We start from the raw sequence: 13,041 nt of genomic DNA, 5'->3' as shown, positions 1-13,041 counted from the left end.
TTTTTTTACGCCCTGACTTTTGTCGGGGCTTTTTTATTGGAGGCCACTATGCAGCCCCAAAGGATTAAAACCATGAATTTGAGAGAGGTTGCAGTAGAGGCAACTGGGATATCAGCGGCCAACAAAACAATGGCTATAGGTGCTGGTGTTGGGGCGACTGGTTGGTGGGCAGAGGTGAACTGGCTGGGATTGACGGGTGTGTTGGTGGCTGTGATTGGTTTGTTTGCAAACCTCTACTTTCAGCACCGGCGCGATAAGCGAGAGAAGGAAATGCATCAAGCGCAGCTGGCCGCGCTAAAGGACAAGTGCGAGCTATGAGTGCATTAAGACAACGAATAGCTGTGGCGCTGCTAACTGTGAGCGCTGCAGGCTTTGCGGGCTGGGTGGCAAATGAAGGTGAGAGTACGCCTGTACGCGCAGCCGATGGTCAGACTTTGCTGGCTCCGCACATTCCAACGAAAGGCGATGTGCCTACCATTGGTCACGGCTCTACGCGCTATGAAGATGGTACGTCGGTGAAGATGACAGACCCGCCGATTACACGCGAACGCGCAGAGCAACTGGCGCGTAATCTCATGAGCGGTGATGAGCGGATGTTTCATGCAAGCTTGCCTGACGTTAAGTTGCACCAGGAAGAGTACGACCTGTATCTGGATTTTGTTGGGCAGTACGGGATTGGAACGTGGCGTAAATCGTCTATGCGTCGTCACTTGCTGAATGGTGATTATCTGAAGGCATGCGGTTCATTGCTTTTATATAAGTACGCAGCGGGCTTTGATTGCTCTACTCCGGGGAATAGACAGTGCTGGGGTGTATGGGAGCGACAGCTAGAAAGGAATCAGAAATGCTTGGACGCACAATGACAGGGGCCGCTATTGCAGCGGCTTTTTTTGTGGGTGTTTGGCTGTATGGGGGTATCCAGTACAGGGCTGGGCAGGTTGATTGCCAAAACGCCCAGTACGTTGCCGATCTGGAGGCGTTCCGTGATGAGTCGGAGCGCCTAGCACTTATCTCCATCGAGCTACAGGAGCGGATAAACGCTCTGAATGCTGTCAAACCTACAGTTATAGAGAGGTATACCCGTGTTGAAATTGAAAAGCCTTTGCCTGCTGATTGCCGTATTGATTCTGAGCGGTTGCAGCGCATCAACGAAGGGATACGTGAGGCCAACGCTTCCCGCTAACTTGTCAGAGCCTTGCCCGACTATCCCTGAGCTAGATACTGACTCGTGGGATGTGTTGAGCAAAGCTTATATTGAGTTGGTGTTTCAGTATCTTGCTTGCGCTAGCAAAAATGATGTTCTTTCTAATTGGTAGTTTTGTTTTTTATTGTTTTTATATGTTTATCTTCTAGATTTATAATTCTGATATATTCTTTTTTGTTTTTTGGGTCTTTTTTTGCTATTGCGGTAAATCCATTTGTTTTTATTATTGTGTATCCGTTTACTGCTGTGTTTAGGGTTTTATTGCTTGCGTATATGTATCCTAAGGTTGGTGATACTATTGCTAATAAAACAACAGATAAATATATATCAGATAGTGTTTTTTCTATTTTTGTCTTTTCTTCGGTTTTTGTTTTGTTTTTTTCTAACGCTAAGATTGGAATAAATATAAGTAAGGCCTCAACAAAACTCCATATGAGTAAGTAAGGCCTTGCGTAGTTTGTTAGGTGTATGAATAATAGAGGTATAAATAGAATAACTATGCAGTAAGAAATGTATGGTGATTTTTTATTTAGGAATTTTAGATAGTCCTTTGCCAGGGTAATGAGAAAAAAACAAAATAAAGGCCCTATAAATGCCAGGCTTATCCCAAGAGGGATTAAGTCACTTAAGTCAATATTTAATAATGAAATAGGAATATTGAAGTAGTCAAAATATCCTACATAAAAAAGATAGGCATAAAAATACCATAATATTAGGTATATTATTAATTTTGTGGAGTTTTCTATTTTTGTTTTTTTATCTGCCATTTTTTAAGACTTAGTACTCTAAGAGAAAGCTTTATTATACGTCTTTCCGTGAGTGTGCTGGGTAGTATCGATAGTTTAAACCAAGGTGAATGGGATACGGCGATGTTGGGTTATTGGTAGCATATCTATAAGACTCATCTGGTTGGAGTGCGGTTATACGATACGTGATTTCAAGCAGTCATGCACTGGCGCTTTCCCCCGGAAATGAGCAACCGCATTGCACTGTGGCTTCAGTAATCAGTGTGGGGTGGTTTGGCATGGTTTTGAATACTGATTATAAAAACAGGATTTTAAGGCATCCAAAGAGAGCAGACGTTACTAAGTGTGCGCGCGTGGAGCATGCGCAATGCACCCACTTCTCTTAGTCGGTTGCTCCAAATCACACCGATTTCACACGGACAGCATAATGCATGCAAACTCGCAGTTGTAAGCCGTTGAAGTTCAAGCGCAATTCCTAACGGCTAAACGCGCTGGACGCGGGTTCAATTCCCGCCGGCTCCACCAGTAAACAGAAGGGCACACTGAAAAGTGTGCCCTTTTTGTTTTGTTAGCTTTGCTTACCTTGCAATGCTACGCAAGGCAGGTCAATACTACATAATTCTCGTACTGTTTTTACTAGGAATATGTTTATGTCTGCTCTACCTTTGTCTGTTGCTAGGCTTGGTGTTACTACTCGTCTTAGCCTTACTCTTAGCCTTTGCTTGTGGGGTGGCGCAACATGGGCAGACTCCATACGTGAAATCAGTTTGTCTACGGCAGGTATTGCCGAGGTAGTGAGACAAGTCGCTATTCCTGAACAAGGTCCAGTCAGCTTAACCGTGCCCCTGAGCCAAGTTGATGATGTGCTCAAAACTCTGCTGATTACGGATGCAGAGCAACGCATTCAAAGCCTAACGCTAGCGGGCCAAGCGCCTCTAGACAGCAGTTTGGCGGGGCTACCGTTTAACGAATATAGCCTTAGCTCTATTCATGCGTTGGCCAGTAGTTTGCGTGGTGTAGAGGTGCAAGCCTATTCACAAGGGCGCAGCATTCGAGGCACCTTGCTAGGTGTAGATGCGCAAGAACAAGAGAAGAAAACGGTATATTCCTTATCGTTGCTTAGTACCGAAGGGCAAGTGCAAACGGTAGAGCTAGGCCCAGACAGCAGCTTGCAGGTATTGGATGCTCGCATTCAAGAGCAATTGCAGCAAGCCAGCCAAATTCTGGCACGGCAGACCAACGATAACAGTCGCGAATTGCACCTGTCTTTGGCTCCTACCAAAGCTAAAGAGCTAGAGCTGCGCTACTTGATTGCTGCCCCTATTTGGAAAACCACATATAGGCTTTTGTTAGATAAAGATAATAAAGCCAGACTTCAGGCCTGGGCAGTGGTGGAGAATACAACGGGCGAGAATTGGGACAATATCAGCCTAACCCTTAGCTCTGGTTCTCCAGTGGTGTATCAGCAGGCATTGTTGCAGCAGTACTGGCATACACGTCCAGAGCTGCCCATCGCGGTAGGCAGTAGTACCGCCCCCGAACCGGATAATTATGCAGCGAACTTTGCGGATTATGCGCCTGCACCTGTTGCGGCACCCATGATGGCGAAGCGGGCGGTACAGTCAGCGGTGGTGAGGGAAGAAAGAATGCAGGAACGGGGTAGAGGAGGTTCTGCTGGGATTGCCGGTGGTACAGCAGCGATTACGGATGAAGGCCAAACGGTAGTGCGTTTTACTATTCCGGATCCCGTCACTGCGGCCAGTGGGCAAACTATTTCAGTACCTTTCCAAGATCAGCAGGTACAAGCCGAGGATGTGTCTGTTTACTTTCAGAATCAAAGTAGTCCTCATCCTAGTGCCGCTATTTATCTGAAGAACACGCTAGATAGCAGCTTGCCTCCAGGGATCATCACAGTGTTTGATCGTCAGCTAGGTCACATAGGCGATGCGCAACTTAGCGGTTTGCCTAGTGGTGAAGCACGGCTGATTTATTTTGCTAGAGATAACAAAGTACAAATTCAGCAAGAGCACACAACCGCTCGTGAGATCACACAGACACAAGTGGCGAATGGCGTAGCCTTAAGTACATGGAAGCAAAGCCAGCTATGGACGTATAACGTACAGGGTGCAGCACAAGAAGAGCGCCAGATTATTATCGACATCCCACGTCAGGAAGGTTGGGAGTTCACCAGTGCAGCCCAAACCGAGCAAACTAGCCAGAGCTATAGACTGCGATTGACTGTACCAGCCGGTAAAACCCTGCAAGTACAAGCCACCTTTAGTCGTTTAGATGCGGAAGAGTTGCGACTGGATGATGTGAGTGAAAGTGTGTTGTACAACTGGAACCAAGGCGGGTTGAATGCGAAATGGAAAGCGGCAATGCCTGAGCTGTTAGCATTGCGCGAGAAACAAAGCCTTGCACAGCAAGATTGGCAGCACACGCAGTCGCTGCTGGACGAGCAAGTTGAAGAACAAGCTCGTGTGCGTGAGAACCTTGGGGCGGTGAGTGACCAAAGCAATTTGGGACAACGTTTTGCTCAACAGCTAGAGAGTCTAGAAGACCGCATTGCTGAACTGCGTAAGTTGTCAGAAGAGCAGAATCAGCAATGGCAAGCAGCACGTCAGCGTTTCCAAGAAGCATTAAGCAAACTATAAATGCTGAAAAGGGCTGTCAGTGACAGCCCTTTTTTATGTGTGAGGTATCGCATCAGCTACGCATGTTGCATGCGTGAATTTTAGAGTACTGGTGTGGACGGCAACCTCACGAGAGACCGATTAGATTTTCTGAATACTCACACTAATATCGGCGGGTGGGCCGTAGTACAAGCTACTGGTCACCAGCCCATCAACACCACAGTTGGCATAGTCTGCTGCATTCGTTTTGTTGATGCCGCCGGCCGCCAATAGTTTTAACGACGGGTAGCGTTCACGTAGCGGGGCGCACCATTCGCGTAATTGTGCAGGCGCGACCTTATCGAACTGGATGACATCAGCACCCGCCTCTACAGCCAGTAGTGTTTCTTCCAGCGTGGCTGCTTCTATCACCACTTTCTTTTCTGCTAAGCCGTTGGCGTTTTGGCGTAGTCTTTCTTTGACTTCTGTCCAACCATTTTCAGCCAAGAGCGCACGGTGTTGGGGGAACACTAAGATGGTTTCAGATAGCCCTAAGCGGTGCGGCCAGGCACCGCCAGCCATCGTGGATTTAACAGCGATGCGTCGCAAACCCGGTGGGTGTTTGCGGGTAGTCAGTATGCCTACATGGGGGTTAAGTTGTTTAACGGCTTCCACCAGTTGATGGGTACGCAGAGCAACCGAGCAAGCGTATTCCAGCAGGTTTTGACCAACTTTCCAAACATCTAACAAGGCTTGAGCAGGGCCTTCTGCTTCTACCAGTATGTCACCATCAGCGGCATGTTGACCGCTGGGTAAGTGTTTGATGTGTGTAACCTGACGCGATTGCAGTAGGCGTACTACTTCTTCGGTGCAAGCGCTGACCGTAGCGCCACGAGTACGCCACGTTATGCGGGCAGGCTTGTTTCCCAATTGCAGCAAGGTGCTGGTGAGGTCTAGGTAGCCTATGTCTTCCTGAAGCCAGTCTTCCAACATGGCGTTGTCAAAATATACAGGGGCTAGACTCATAAGCGGCTACCTCAACAGTAAAAGGGTTTAACGCTATAGGGTACTGTAGGTAGCGCTTAACGCACCAGATTGCTATCCACCAGTTTGGTGTGGCTCATGCAGTGTGCATTGATTTTGTACATGAAAATCAAATAGCCTAAGCCCAGTGTCAGTACACTAATGATGGCCCACAACACAATATTGCCAATAATGCTGGCTAGATCGATGGTGCAGACCAATCTACCCACGCAATTGCCTTGCTGATCATACGCATAGGTTTGGCTAATAATGAATTTCTGCATGTAGTAGGGAAACACAAACAGTGCCAAGCCAAAAGTCACAATACTCAGCAAGATCCAGATAATGCCGTGGCCAATGATTTCTGTGATGGTGAGTTCGGACTTTAATTGCAAAGGGCTGAATTGCGCATTCATAGTGGGATCCTGAAGAGTAGAGTAAAAGTGATTCTTAAATGAAAATTAAAATGACGCGCAGCGACTGCAGAGGCGTCTTAATCTTCATCTAGATGAAATTTATGCATAATTCTATGCGCCACTGGGGCTAGAATCACACCTATAGAAGCAAGGAAAAGTAACCCGGTGATAAAGCCGTAAACGGCAATAAATAGCTTTCCTGCAATGCTCTGGGGCATGCTGTGCGTACCTATACCGCCAAGTAAAAGCGCAGTATTCAGAAAAGCGTCGTGTAGTGAGATATCTTCTACAGCTACTTGCCCTAATACGCCAAATATAAACACTAAGAAAATTAATAGCAGCGCAGCAAGTGTGTGCAAGAACATGCGTTTTAGAAAGTCCTTTCTGGTTAAAAGAGGGCTCCCTTTTTTCTCATACATCGCCATACTCTCCAAGAAAATACCGATATAAACAGCGAGAGTGTACCCCGTGGTACTACGGCTAGGGCGAAAACTGATAAAGGCTTTACAGGTGTTTTTTATACCAGTATCAGCAATGGTCTTGTACTGGTTTACAGAGCTGTTAGGGTAGACACTGTTTATCAGGAGAATGAATATGCGTACCCATAGTGAATCTGTCGTTAACCAGTTCGACTCGCAGGCTAGTGCTTACTTGAGTAGTGCCGTACATGCACAAGGCGACGATCTGAAAACCGCCGCTGCGTATGTAGCACAACATATGCCAGCCTCTAGCGTGGGGTTGGATCTGGGCTGTGGAGCAGGGCATTTGAGTTTTGCGTTGGCTCCTGTGCTCTCTAAAGTGGTGGCGGCTGATGCTTCCCCCAGTATGTTGGAAGTCGTAGCAGAGGCTGCAAAGCAGCGAAACTTCAATAACATTGAAACCTTACAAACCTTGGTAGAGCGTTTACCCTTTGCCGATGCTTCGTTTGATGTGGTGGCCACACGTTACAGTGCGCATCATTGGGGAGATGTACCCGCAGCGTTGTCCGAAGCTAGACGCGTTCTGAAACCTGGTGGTGTACTGCTAGTGATTGATGTATTGGGTTACGAAAACCCATTAGTGGATACACACTTCCAGACCATTGAGGTGCTGCGCGACACCTCGCACGTGCGTGATTACGCAGAAACAGAATGGCGACGTATGTTGGCAGATGCTGGCTTTGAGGTGCAAGACAAGCAAGCATGGCCAGTGCGTTTAGAGTTCAGCAGTTGGGTGACTCGTATGCGTACGCCAGAACTGAATGTGCAAGCCATACGTGCCTTACAGCAAGGGGCTCCTAAACAAGTGCACGAGGCCTTGTTCTACGAGGAAGAGGGGAGCTTCACCATGTCAACGGCCCTGTTTTGTTGCCGTGCGAAGGCATGATGAATGCGTAACGTGTAGCTGTATAAAAATTGCTCCATGTACCTAAGGGGCACGTATCTGTTGGGTCGCAGCAAGCTGTTACCCAACAATCCCCAACCTTATGCACAGTTTATGGGGATAAATACTTATAACCCACCCGCCACCGGAATCACCGCCCCCGTCACATACGACGATGCGGGCAATAGCAGCCACAATACCGCTTCAGCGATCTCAGAGGCTTGGGCGGCACGCTGCATAGGTATTCTAGAAGCAAGCCGATGCGCTCTATCTGGCTCACCGGATAAGGCATGAATATCCGTATGGGTAATACCGGGTGAAACGGCGTTCACGCGGATGCTTTGTGTAGCAACTTCTTTAGCCAACCCTACCGTGAAGGTCTCAATGGCTGCTTTGGATGCGGCGTAGTGCACATACTCGTTCGGCGATCCGGTTTTGGCGGCAATGGACGAAATATTCACAATAGTGCCGGCCAACTGATGCTGTAGCCAGTAGCGTATAGCGTGTTGGCTCATCAACATGGTGCTGATGACGTTCACATCAAACACATGACGTAGTGTGGCCTCATCAGTGAGATGGAAGGGCTGTATGTGGCTCGTGATCCCTACATTGTTGACTAACCCATACAAGGGGGAAAGCTGCTGCGCGCTCTGAAATACACGCGCCATACCTTTAGGCTCATTGCTATCGACTTGTATGGCAACAGCTTTGCCGGCGTGAGCGTGGCAGTGCTCTATTAAGACAGCGGCCTTATCACTGTGTTGTTTGTACGTGAAGCACACGTCATAGCCTGCTTGCGTGCAGAGCTTAACGATTTCTGCGCCAATACCACGTGAGCCTCCGGTCACAATAATGCTGCGTTCTAAACGTGTGTGCATGCTTGTCTCTTGGTATTTATTGATGTGGGAGTCTTGTTAAAGCCTAGCATCGATCATAGCGTAACCGGGCCTAAGTCTTAAAATCACTAGGACTCAACACGTAGAAATGACGAGTGCTGGTTGAACTAAAGTTAGCAATGTTTATCCAACTACTTCTTACGATTTTTTTGGAGTACAAGCCTCATGTCGCTACAGAATGTTTTGCAGCAGTTGATGCAATCCGCTCAGGCTTATACCAAATCAGCCACTACCCCGAAGAATGAAGAGGCGTCTTCTAATTCTTTCTCAGTAAAGAGCTTTGCGGGCGGTGCATTGTCAGGCGGTGCATTGGCGCTGCTATTGGGCAATAAGAAGTTTAGAAAAGTAGGTGGTAAAGTGGCTATGTATGGTGGTGTGGCTGCTATTGGCGCATTAGCGTACCGTGCCTATGGCGATTGGAAGCAAAAAGGTGGTCAGCCTGCTGCCGCATCAACGCCAACTACACCAAGTCAGTTTGCGCAGTTGCCCGCTCCCGTGTTGGAGCATCAAAGCCGTTTAGTGTTGGCAGCGATGATTTCTGCGGCTAAAGCTGATGGCCATATCAATCAAGAAGAGCAAGCATTATTAGATGCGGAGTTTTCAAAATTACCAGCAGGGGCAGCAGAGCAACAATGGATTACGGCTCAGTTGGAAGGCCCGGCAGACCCTTCAGCGATTGCTAAGTTAGCGACTACCCCTGAAGAAAAAGCCGAGGTGTACTTGGTCAGTGTATTAATCACCGAAGCTGATTCATTTATGGAAAAAGCGTATTTGGATGAATTATCCAAACAACTGCAACTAGAACCAGGGTTGAAAGAGCATTTAGAGCAAACCGCTTTGCAAGTGACCGCGTAACGACGAGTGCATGGCGGGCTGTGAGGGCAAGGAAGAAATTTCCTTGTCCTCTTTTTTTGTCTATGGAGGTGCCTGAAGTGTTACCAAGCGAAACGCTGGTAGCAGTCTTAGATGTGTATAAAAACTGCTCAGGTTAGTGAAAAGCCTTATGGATAGGGGCTTGCCGCTGGCTGTGCAAACGGTATCCCCAACCTTATCAACAGTAGCAGTGGATAACCTTGTGGTATCTACTAGCTAGATTCGTTACTTTGTTAATGCAACACTATGACGTTGTTCAGCAAGAAATTGCGCCGGTGTTTTTTAATTTTGAATACAGAGTAAAGGTTAAATTATGCTTCTAACGCCCGAACATGAAATGGTTCGAGATTCTATTCGTGAGTTTGTACACCAGAAAATCACCCCGTTTGCAGCACAGTGGGATCGTGATCATACGTTTCCCAAATCTGCTCTGGAGGGATTAGGAGCATTAGGGGCATTTGGGGTAGCTATTCCTGAAGAGCTGGGCGGTGCGGGTATGGACTACATGACCTTAGTGCTGGTGTTAGAAGAAATAGCAGCGGGCGATGGTTCTACTTCTACCATTGTGTCTGTACAGAATTCGCTGGTGTGCGGCATACCGTATAAGTATGGTTCAGACGAACAAAAAAGAACGTGGCTCAGGCCTTTAGCCAGCGGACAAAAACTAGGTTGCTTTTGTTTGACCGAACCGCAAGCCGGTTCAGATGCCTCGGCACTGCTGACTACAGCAGTCAAAGAAGGTGATAGCTGGGTATTGAACGGCGTGAAGCAGTTTATTACCTCGGGGAAAAATGCCGATGTGGCAATTGTCTTTGCGGTGACAGATAAAGCTGCGGGTAAAAAAGGTATTTCCTGCTTTTTAGTGCCTACTTCTACGCCTGGCTATATTGTGTCTAGCATTGAAGAAAAGATGGGCCAAAACGCATCCGATACGGCGCAGATAGTCTTAGAGAACTGCCGCGTGCCTGTAGATGCCTTAGTAGGTAAAGAAGGTGATGGTTATCGCATTGCATTGTCGAATTTGGAAGAGGGCAGAATAGGGATTGCAGCACAATCCGTCGGTATGGCCCGTGCTGCGCTTGATGCCGCCACGGCTTACGCACGCGAACGTATCACTTTTGGCAAACCTATCATCGAACATCAAGCCGTGAACTTTCGTCTGGCTGATATGGCTATCCAGCTGGATGCGGCGCGCTTAATGGTGTGGCGAGCCGCTCAGTTGAAAGACGCCGGTAGGCCATGTTTAACAGAGGCTTCCATGGCAAAAGTGTTTGCATCAGAGGCTGCCGCCAAAATCTGTTCGGACGCAATACAAATTCATGGTGGTAGTGGTTACACCAAGAGCTACGCTGTAGAGAGAATCTACCGTGATGTACGGGTATCGCAGATTTACGAAGGGGCAAACGATATCCAACGCATGCTCATTGGCAGATCGTTGATGCGTGGGCGATAAAACGCAGAAGGGATATAATCCCCGCTTTCTATGAAGTAGCGATCACGTCGGCAGTGATGTCGGCGTGAGCTTTAGGTGTAAAAAACAATGAAGAACAAGTACGGTCAGTTGTCTACGCTAGTCTATGAAACGGATAAACCAGTAGGCGTGTCTTTTGGTGATGTGGAATATTACCTAGAGCGGTTACGTGATGTGAATGGCCCTATCTTGGAGCCTGGTGTAGGTAACGGCAGGTTCCTTATTCCTTTGTTGAGAGCGAATAAAACGGTGGTGGGCTACGATGCGTCGCCGCACATGTTAGAGGTGGCTCGTTTGGCATTGCAAGAACATCAATTGCAAGCCGAGCTAGTACAGAGTGATTTTGCCAGCTATCAGTCTGAGCCGCGATTTGATGCCATCGTTATCCCTGCAGGCACGTTTCAGCTTATAGACTCTTTTGAGACGGCATGTACCGTGTTGAGCAACTTCTACCAGCAATTGAATGTAGGCGGTAGATTGATGCTGGATCTGGATGCGGCTCAAGCTATCTTCACTAGCCAGCCATCTTTGCGCAAATGGCAGGTGGGTGAGCACAGCATGGTGACACTGGCTAGCACGCCGTTGAGCATGGACTATGCCAATCAACGCAGCACAGAGCTACACCGTTACGAACTATGGGAAAATGGTCAGTTACAACGCACCGAGTTGGAAGAGTTTGTATTGCGTTGGTGGAGTCCTAGCGAAATCAGCATGGCACTGAAACTGGCAGGCTTCGTCAACGTCGTGGTTTCAGGTGGTTACGAATATGGTCGTGCACCACAAAGCAGCGACGAACTCATTAGTGTGGAAGGGACAAAAAACTAGGCCACACGCAACTTAAGTGGGTGTGGCCTGTGAGCGCGTAGGGGCTTGGTATACAAGCCCCATGTGGCAGTTAGCCTTGTGCGTCATCTGTTCCCATTTTGGCTTGCAGGTAGTTTTGCAAACCTACTTGCTTGATCAGGTTCAGTTGTTTTTCCAACCAGTAGGTGTGGTCTTCTTCAGTGTCACGCAATTGAGCCAACAAAATGTCGCGGCTGTTGAAGTCACCTAGGCTTTCGCACAGAGCCATGGCGGCTTTCAGGTTGTCACGCACGCTGTATTCGGTGTCCAGATCCTTTTGTAGCATCTGCTCTACGGTATCACCAGGAGTGAAAGCGTGAGGGCGCATGTCGGCTTTGCCACCCAGGAACAGAATACGGCGCAAAATCGCATCGGCGTGTTGCGTTTCTTCTTCCATTTCGTGGTTAATACGCTCGTAGAGCTTCAGGAAACCCTGATCCTCGTACTGACGAGAGTGCACAAAATACTGATCGCGAGCAGCTAGCTCGCCACGCAGCAGCTCATTCAAACATGCGATGATTTCCGGGTGGCCTTGCATATACGCTCCAAAACGATGATTTATTTAACAATACCTACAGTATAGATTGATCCGTTGTATTGAGGAAATAAGCGGACAAGCTGAAGGTGTGACTAATCGTTGATAAGAAACAAAGGTGTTGGAATTATTTACAAGACGTGCTGCTGCGTCAGGTTACTGCGCTTGAGTGGGCGCTTCAGCTAAGAGTAGCGCCAGAAGACTGGCCGCGCTGGGCGATAGCTCACTTTGTTTACGTACGCCTACAAGTAACTCACGTGAGCGCCAAGTATCGCGTAACGCAATGGTGCGGGTATTGGGTATATGGTAGATCTGCGTACTTTCACGCGGCAAAATTCCAATCCCTATACCGGCATTAATCAGCAAGCACATGGCATCGTAGCCAGACACTTCGGTTTGGATGGACAACGCACGATTGTGTTCCATCGCAATCTTACTGATTTGATAATGAATGTGTGTGCCGGCGAACAGCGAAATATGGGCATAATCCAGCGTTTGGATAAAGTCTATTTCAGTGAACTGAGCCAATGGGTGCGATTGCGGCACCAGTGCTACCAGCTCGTCATGCCTAAAGGTGAAAGTTTCAATGCTGGCCTGAAAGGGTAGGCGTGTGAAGATGCCTATCTCGGTTTTACCTTCAGACAGCGCATTGATAATATCCAGGCTACTTTTTTCTTCTAGCTGCAATTGCACTTGAGGAAACTGCTGCGCAAATTTCCCCAGAACAGCAGGTAGAAATTGCGTGACCGCCGAGGTGTTCGCCATGATGTGTACTTGGCCGTGTTGGCCCTTGGCGTAGGCGTGTAAGCGCGTTTCCAGATCATAAGCATTGTTCAGTAACGCACGCGCACGGTACAACAGCTCTACCCCGGCAGGGGTGGGGCTAATACCTTTGTTGGTGCGATGAAGCAGGGGAGTATCTAGGTGATGCTCAAGATCAGCAAGACGGCGACTAACAGCGGCGCTGGCTATATGTTCCAGCTCTGCCGCCTTACTGATGGTCCCTTCCTCTAAAACACGAACGAATAGCTTTAATGTCAGCAAGTCCAGTTTCATGCAT

16 protein-coding genes are annotated in these 13,041 nt (G+C 48.1%); 9 read left to right on the top strand and 7 right to left on the bottom strand.

Going from position 1 to position 13,041, the window contains the following annotated elements:
- The first annotated feature begins 72 nt into the window (after positions 1 to 72).
- Genes ACLPHM_RS05805 through lysC form a run of 4 tightly spaced genes read left to right on the top strand, consistent with a single transcriptional unit; the run spans position 73 to position 1,316 of the window.
- A complete protein-coding gene (locus tag ACLPHM_RS05805) occupies positions 73 to 318 on the top strand; it encodes a holin (RefSeq protein WP_430220303.1) in 246 nt (81 codons plus the stop codon).
- Positions 315 to 863 carry a glycoside hydrolase family protein gene (locus ACLPHM_RS05800; RefSeq protein WP_430220302.1) on the top strand — a complete coding sequence of 183 codons (549 nt, stop codon included), beginning with the start codon at positions 315 to 317 and terminating at the stop codon, positions 861 to 863. Before ACLPHM_RS05805 ends, ACLPHM_RS05800 begins: the two co-directional genes overlap by 4 nt.
- Positions 845 to 1,183 carry a hypothetical protein gene (locus tag ACLPHM_RS05795; protein ID WP_430220775.1) on the top strand — a complete coding sequence of 113 codons (339 nt, stop codon included), beginning with the start codon at positions 845 to 847 and terminating at the stop codon, positions 1,181 to 1,183. Before ACLPHM_RS05800 ends, ACLPHM_RS05795 begins: the two co-directional genes overlap by 19 nt.
- Positions 1,083 to 1,316 (top strand): Rz1-like lysis system protein LysC, encoded by a 234-nt coding sequence (lysC, locus tag ACLPHM_RS05790; RefSeq protein ID WP_430220301.1) that lies wholly within the window; start codon positions 1,083 to 1,085, stop codon positions 1,314 to 1,316. Before ACLPHM_RS05795 ends, lysC begins: the two co-directional genes overlap by 101 nt.
- Here lysC and ACLPHM_RS05785 read toward each other — a convergent pair.
- The gene (locus ACLPHM_RS05785; RefSeq protein WP_430220300.1) at positions 1,306 to 1,971 is read right to left on the bottom strand and encodes a hypothetical protein; all 666 of its coding nucleotides are present in this window, start codon (positions 1,969 to 1,971) and stop codon (positions 1,306 to 1,308) included. The genes lysC and ACLPHM_RS05785 overlap by 11 nt on opposite strands.
- Before the next feature lie 629 nt (positions 1,972 to 2,600).
- Here ACLPHM_RS05785 and ACLPHM_RS05780 point away from each other — a divergent pair.
- A complete protein-coding gene (locus ACLPHM_RS05780) occupies positions 2,601 to 4,604 on the top strand; it encodes a DUF4139 domain-containing protein (protein WP_430220299.1) in 2,004 nt (667 codons plus the stop codon).
- 120 nt (positions 4,605 to 4,724) lie between these two features.
- Here the strand turns inward: ACLPHM_RS05780 and modD are convergent, their stop codons facing one another.
- The 3 genes from modD to ACLPHM_RS05765 form a co-directional block, all read right to left on the bottom strand.
- Positions 4,725 to 5,588 carry a ModD protein gene (gene modD, locus ACLPHM_RS05775; protein WP_430220298.1) on the bottom strand — a complete coding sequence of 288 codons (864 nt, stop codon included), beginning with the start codon at positions 5,586 to 5,588 and terminating at the stop codon, positions 4,725 to 4,727.
- A gap of 56 nt (positions 5,589 to 5,644) precedes the next feature.
- On the bottom strand, positions 5,645 to 6,001 hold the full coding sequence (locus tag ACLPHM_RS05770) for a DUF6693 family protein (protein WP_430220297.1): 357 nt from the start codon (positions 5,999 to 6,001) through the stop codon (positions 5,645 to 5,647).
- A gap of 77 nt (positions 6,002 to 6,078) precedes the next feature.
- Positions 6,079 to 6,420 carry a two pore domain potassium channel family protein gene (locus tag ACLPHM_RS05765; protein ID WP_430220296.1) on the bottom strand — a complete coding sequence of 114 codons (342 nt, stop codon included), beginning with the start codon at positions 6,418 to 6,420 and terminating at the stop codon, positions 6,079 to 6,081.
- A gap of 175 nt (positions 6,421 to 6,595) precedes the next feature.
- Between ACLPHM_RS05765 and ACLPHM_RS05760 the strand changes: the two genes are divergently transcribed.
- Entirely contained in the window at positions 6,596 to 7,366 is a 771-nt protein-coding gene (locus ACLPHM_RS05760) for a class I SAM-dependent methyltransferase (protein ID WP_430220295.1), read from the top strand.
- A gap of 125 nt (positions 7,367 to 7,491) precedes the next feature.
- Here the strand turns inward: ACLPHM_RS05760 and ACLPHM_RS05755 are convergent, their stop codons facing one another.
- Entirely contained in the window at positions 7,492 to 8,241 is a 750-nt protein-coding gene (locus ACLPHM_RS05755; RefSeq protein WP_430220294.1) for an SDR family oxidoreductase, read from the bottom strand.
- Between the two features lie 183 nt (positions 8,242 to 8,424).
- Here ACLPHM_RS05755 and ACLPHM_RS05750 point away from each other — a divergent pair, with 183 nt between their 5' ends.
- From ACLPHM_RS05750 to ACLPHM_RS05740, 3 genes are all read left to right on the top strand, one after another.
- Entirely contained in the window at positions 8,425 to 9,114 is a 690-nt protein-coding gene (locus ACLPHM_RS05750) for a tellurite resistance TerB family protein (protein WP_430220293.1), read from the top strand.
- A 331-nt stretch (positions 9,115 to 9,445) separates the two neighbouring features.
- Positions 9,446 to 10,585, top strand: a complete 1,140-nt coding sequence (locus ACLPHM_RS05745) for an acyl-CoA dehydrogenase family protein (RefSeq protein WP_430220292.1) — start codon at positions 9,446 to 9,448, stop codon at positions 10,583 to 10,585.
- A gap of 87 nt (positions 10,586 to 10,672) precedes the next feature.
- Positions 10,673 to 11,428, top strand: a complete 756-nt coding sequence (locus ACLPHM_RS05740) for a class I SAM-dependent methyltransferase (protein WP_430220291.1) — start codon at positions 10,673 to 10,675, stop codon at positions 11,426 to 11,428.
- A 70-nt stretch (positions 11,429 to 11,498) separates the two neighbouring features.
- Here ACLPHM_RS05740 and bfr read toward each other — a convergent pair whose 3' ends face one another.
- Positions 11,499 to 11,984 (bottom strand): bacterioferritin, encoded by a 486-nt coding sequence (gene bfr, locus ACLPHM_RS05735; RefSeq protein ID WP_430220290.1) that lies wholly within the window; start codon positions 11,982 to 11,984, stop codon positions 11,499 to 11,501.
- Between the two features lie 153 nt (positions 11,985 to 12,137).
- Entirely contained in the window at positions 12,138 to 13,037 is a 900-nt protein-coding gene (locus tag ACLPHM_RS05730; RefSeq protein ID WP_430220289.1) for a LysR substrate-binding domain-containing protein, read from the bottom strand.
- Positions 13,038 to 13,041: the final 4 nt, after the last annotated feature.

Source organism: Paenalcaligenes sp. Me131, assembly GCF_050487225.1.
Taxonomy (GTDB): domain Bacteria; phylum Pseudomonadota; class Gammaproteobacteria; order Burkholderiales; family Burkholderiaceae_B; genus Paenalcaligenes.
This window is presented reverse-complemented; position numbering and strand designations above follow the sequence as displayed.

What these genes read in the sequence shown, in the direction of transcription:
- ACLPHM_RS05750 (WP_430220293.1), top strand. Translation starts at nt 8,425, where the DNA reads ATGTCGCTACAGAATGTTTTGCAGCAGTTGATGCAATCCGCTCAGGCT.
- modD (WP_430220298.1), bottom strand. Translation starts at nt 5,588, where the DNA reads ATGAGTCTAGCCCCTGTATATTTTGACAACGCCATGTTGGAAGACTGG.
- ACLPHM_RS05805 (WP_430220303.1), top strand. Translation starts at nt 73, where the DNA reads ATGAATTTGAGAGAGGTTGCAGTAGAGGCAACTGGGATATCAGCGGCC.
- ACLPHM_RS05765 (WP_430220296.1), bottom strand. Translation starts at nt 6,420, where the DNA reads ATGTATGAGAAAAAAGGGAGCCCTCTTTTAACCAGAAAGGACTTTCTA.
- ACLPHM_RS05730 (WP_430220289.1), bottom strand. Translation starts at nt 13,037, where the DNA reads ATGAAACTGGACTTGCTGACATTAAAGCTATTCGTTCGTGTTTTAGAG.
- ACLPHM_RS05755 (WP_430220294.1), bottom strand. Translation starts at nt 8,241, where the DNA reads ATGCACACACGTTTAGAACGCAGCATTATTGTGACCGGAGGCTCACGT.
- bfr (WP_430220290.1), bottom strand. Translation starts at nt 11,984, where the DNA reads ATGCAAGGCCACCCGGAAATCATCGCATGTTTGAATGAGCTGCTGCGT.
- ACLPHM_RS05770 (WP_430220297.1), bottom strand. Translation starts at nt 6,001, where the DNA reads ATGAATGCGCAATTCAGCCCTTTGCAATTAAAGTCCGAACTCACCATC.
- ACLPHM_RS05800 (WP_430220302.1), top strand. Translation starts at nt 315, where the DNA reads ATGAGTGCATTAAGACAACGAATAGCTGTGGCGCTGCTAACTGTGAGC.
- ACLPHM_RS05740 (WP_430220291.1), top strand. Translation starts at nt 10,673, where the DNA reads ATGAAGAACAAGTACGGTCAGTTGTCTACGCTAGTCTATGAAACGGAT.
- ACLPHM_RS05795 (WP_430220775.1), top strand. Translation starts at nt 845, where the DNA reads ATGCTTGGACGCACAATGACAGGGGCCGCTATTGCAGCGGCTTTTTTT.
- ACLPHM_RS05780 (WP_430220299.1), top strand. Translation starts at nt 2,601, where the DNA reads ATGTCTGCTCTACCTTTGTCTGTTGCTAGGCTTGGTGTTACTACTCGT.
- ACLPHM_RS05785 (WP_430220300.1), bottom strand. Translation starts at nt 1,971, where the DNA reads ATGGCAGATAAAAAAACAAAAATAGAAAACTCCACAAAATTAATAATA.
- ACLPHM_RS05760 (WP_430220295.1), top strand. Translation starts at nt 6,596, where the DNA reads ATGCGTACCCATAGTGAATCTGTCGTTAACCAGTTCGACTCGCAGGCT.
- ACLPHM_RS05745 (WP_430220292.1), top strand. Translation starts at nt 9,446, where the DNA reads ATGCTTCTAACGCCCGAACATGAAATGGTTCGAGATTCTATTCGTGAG.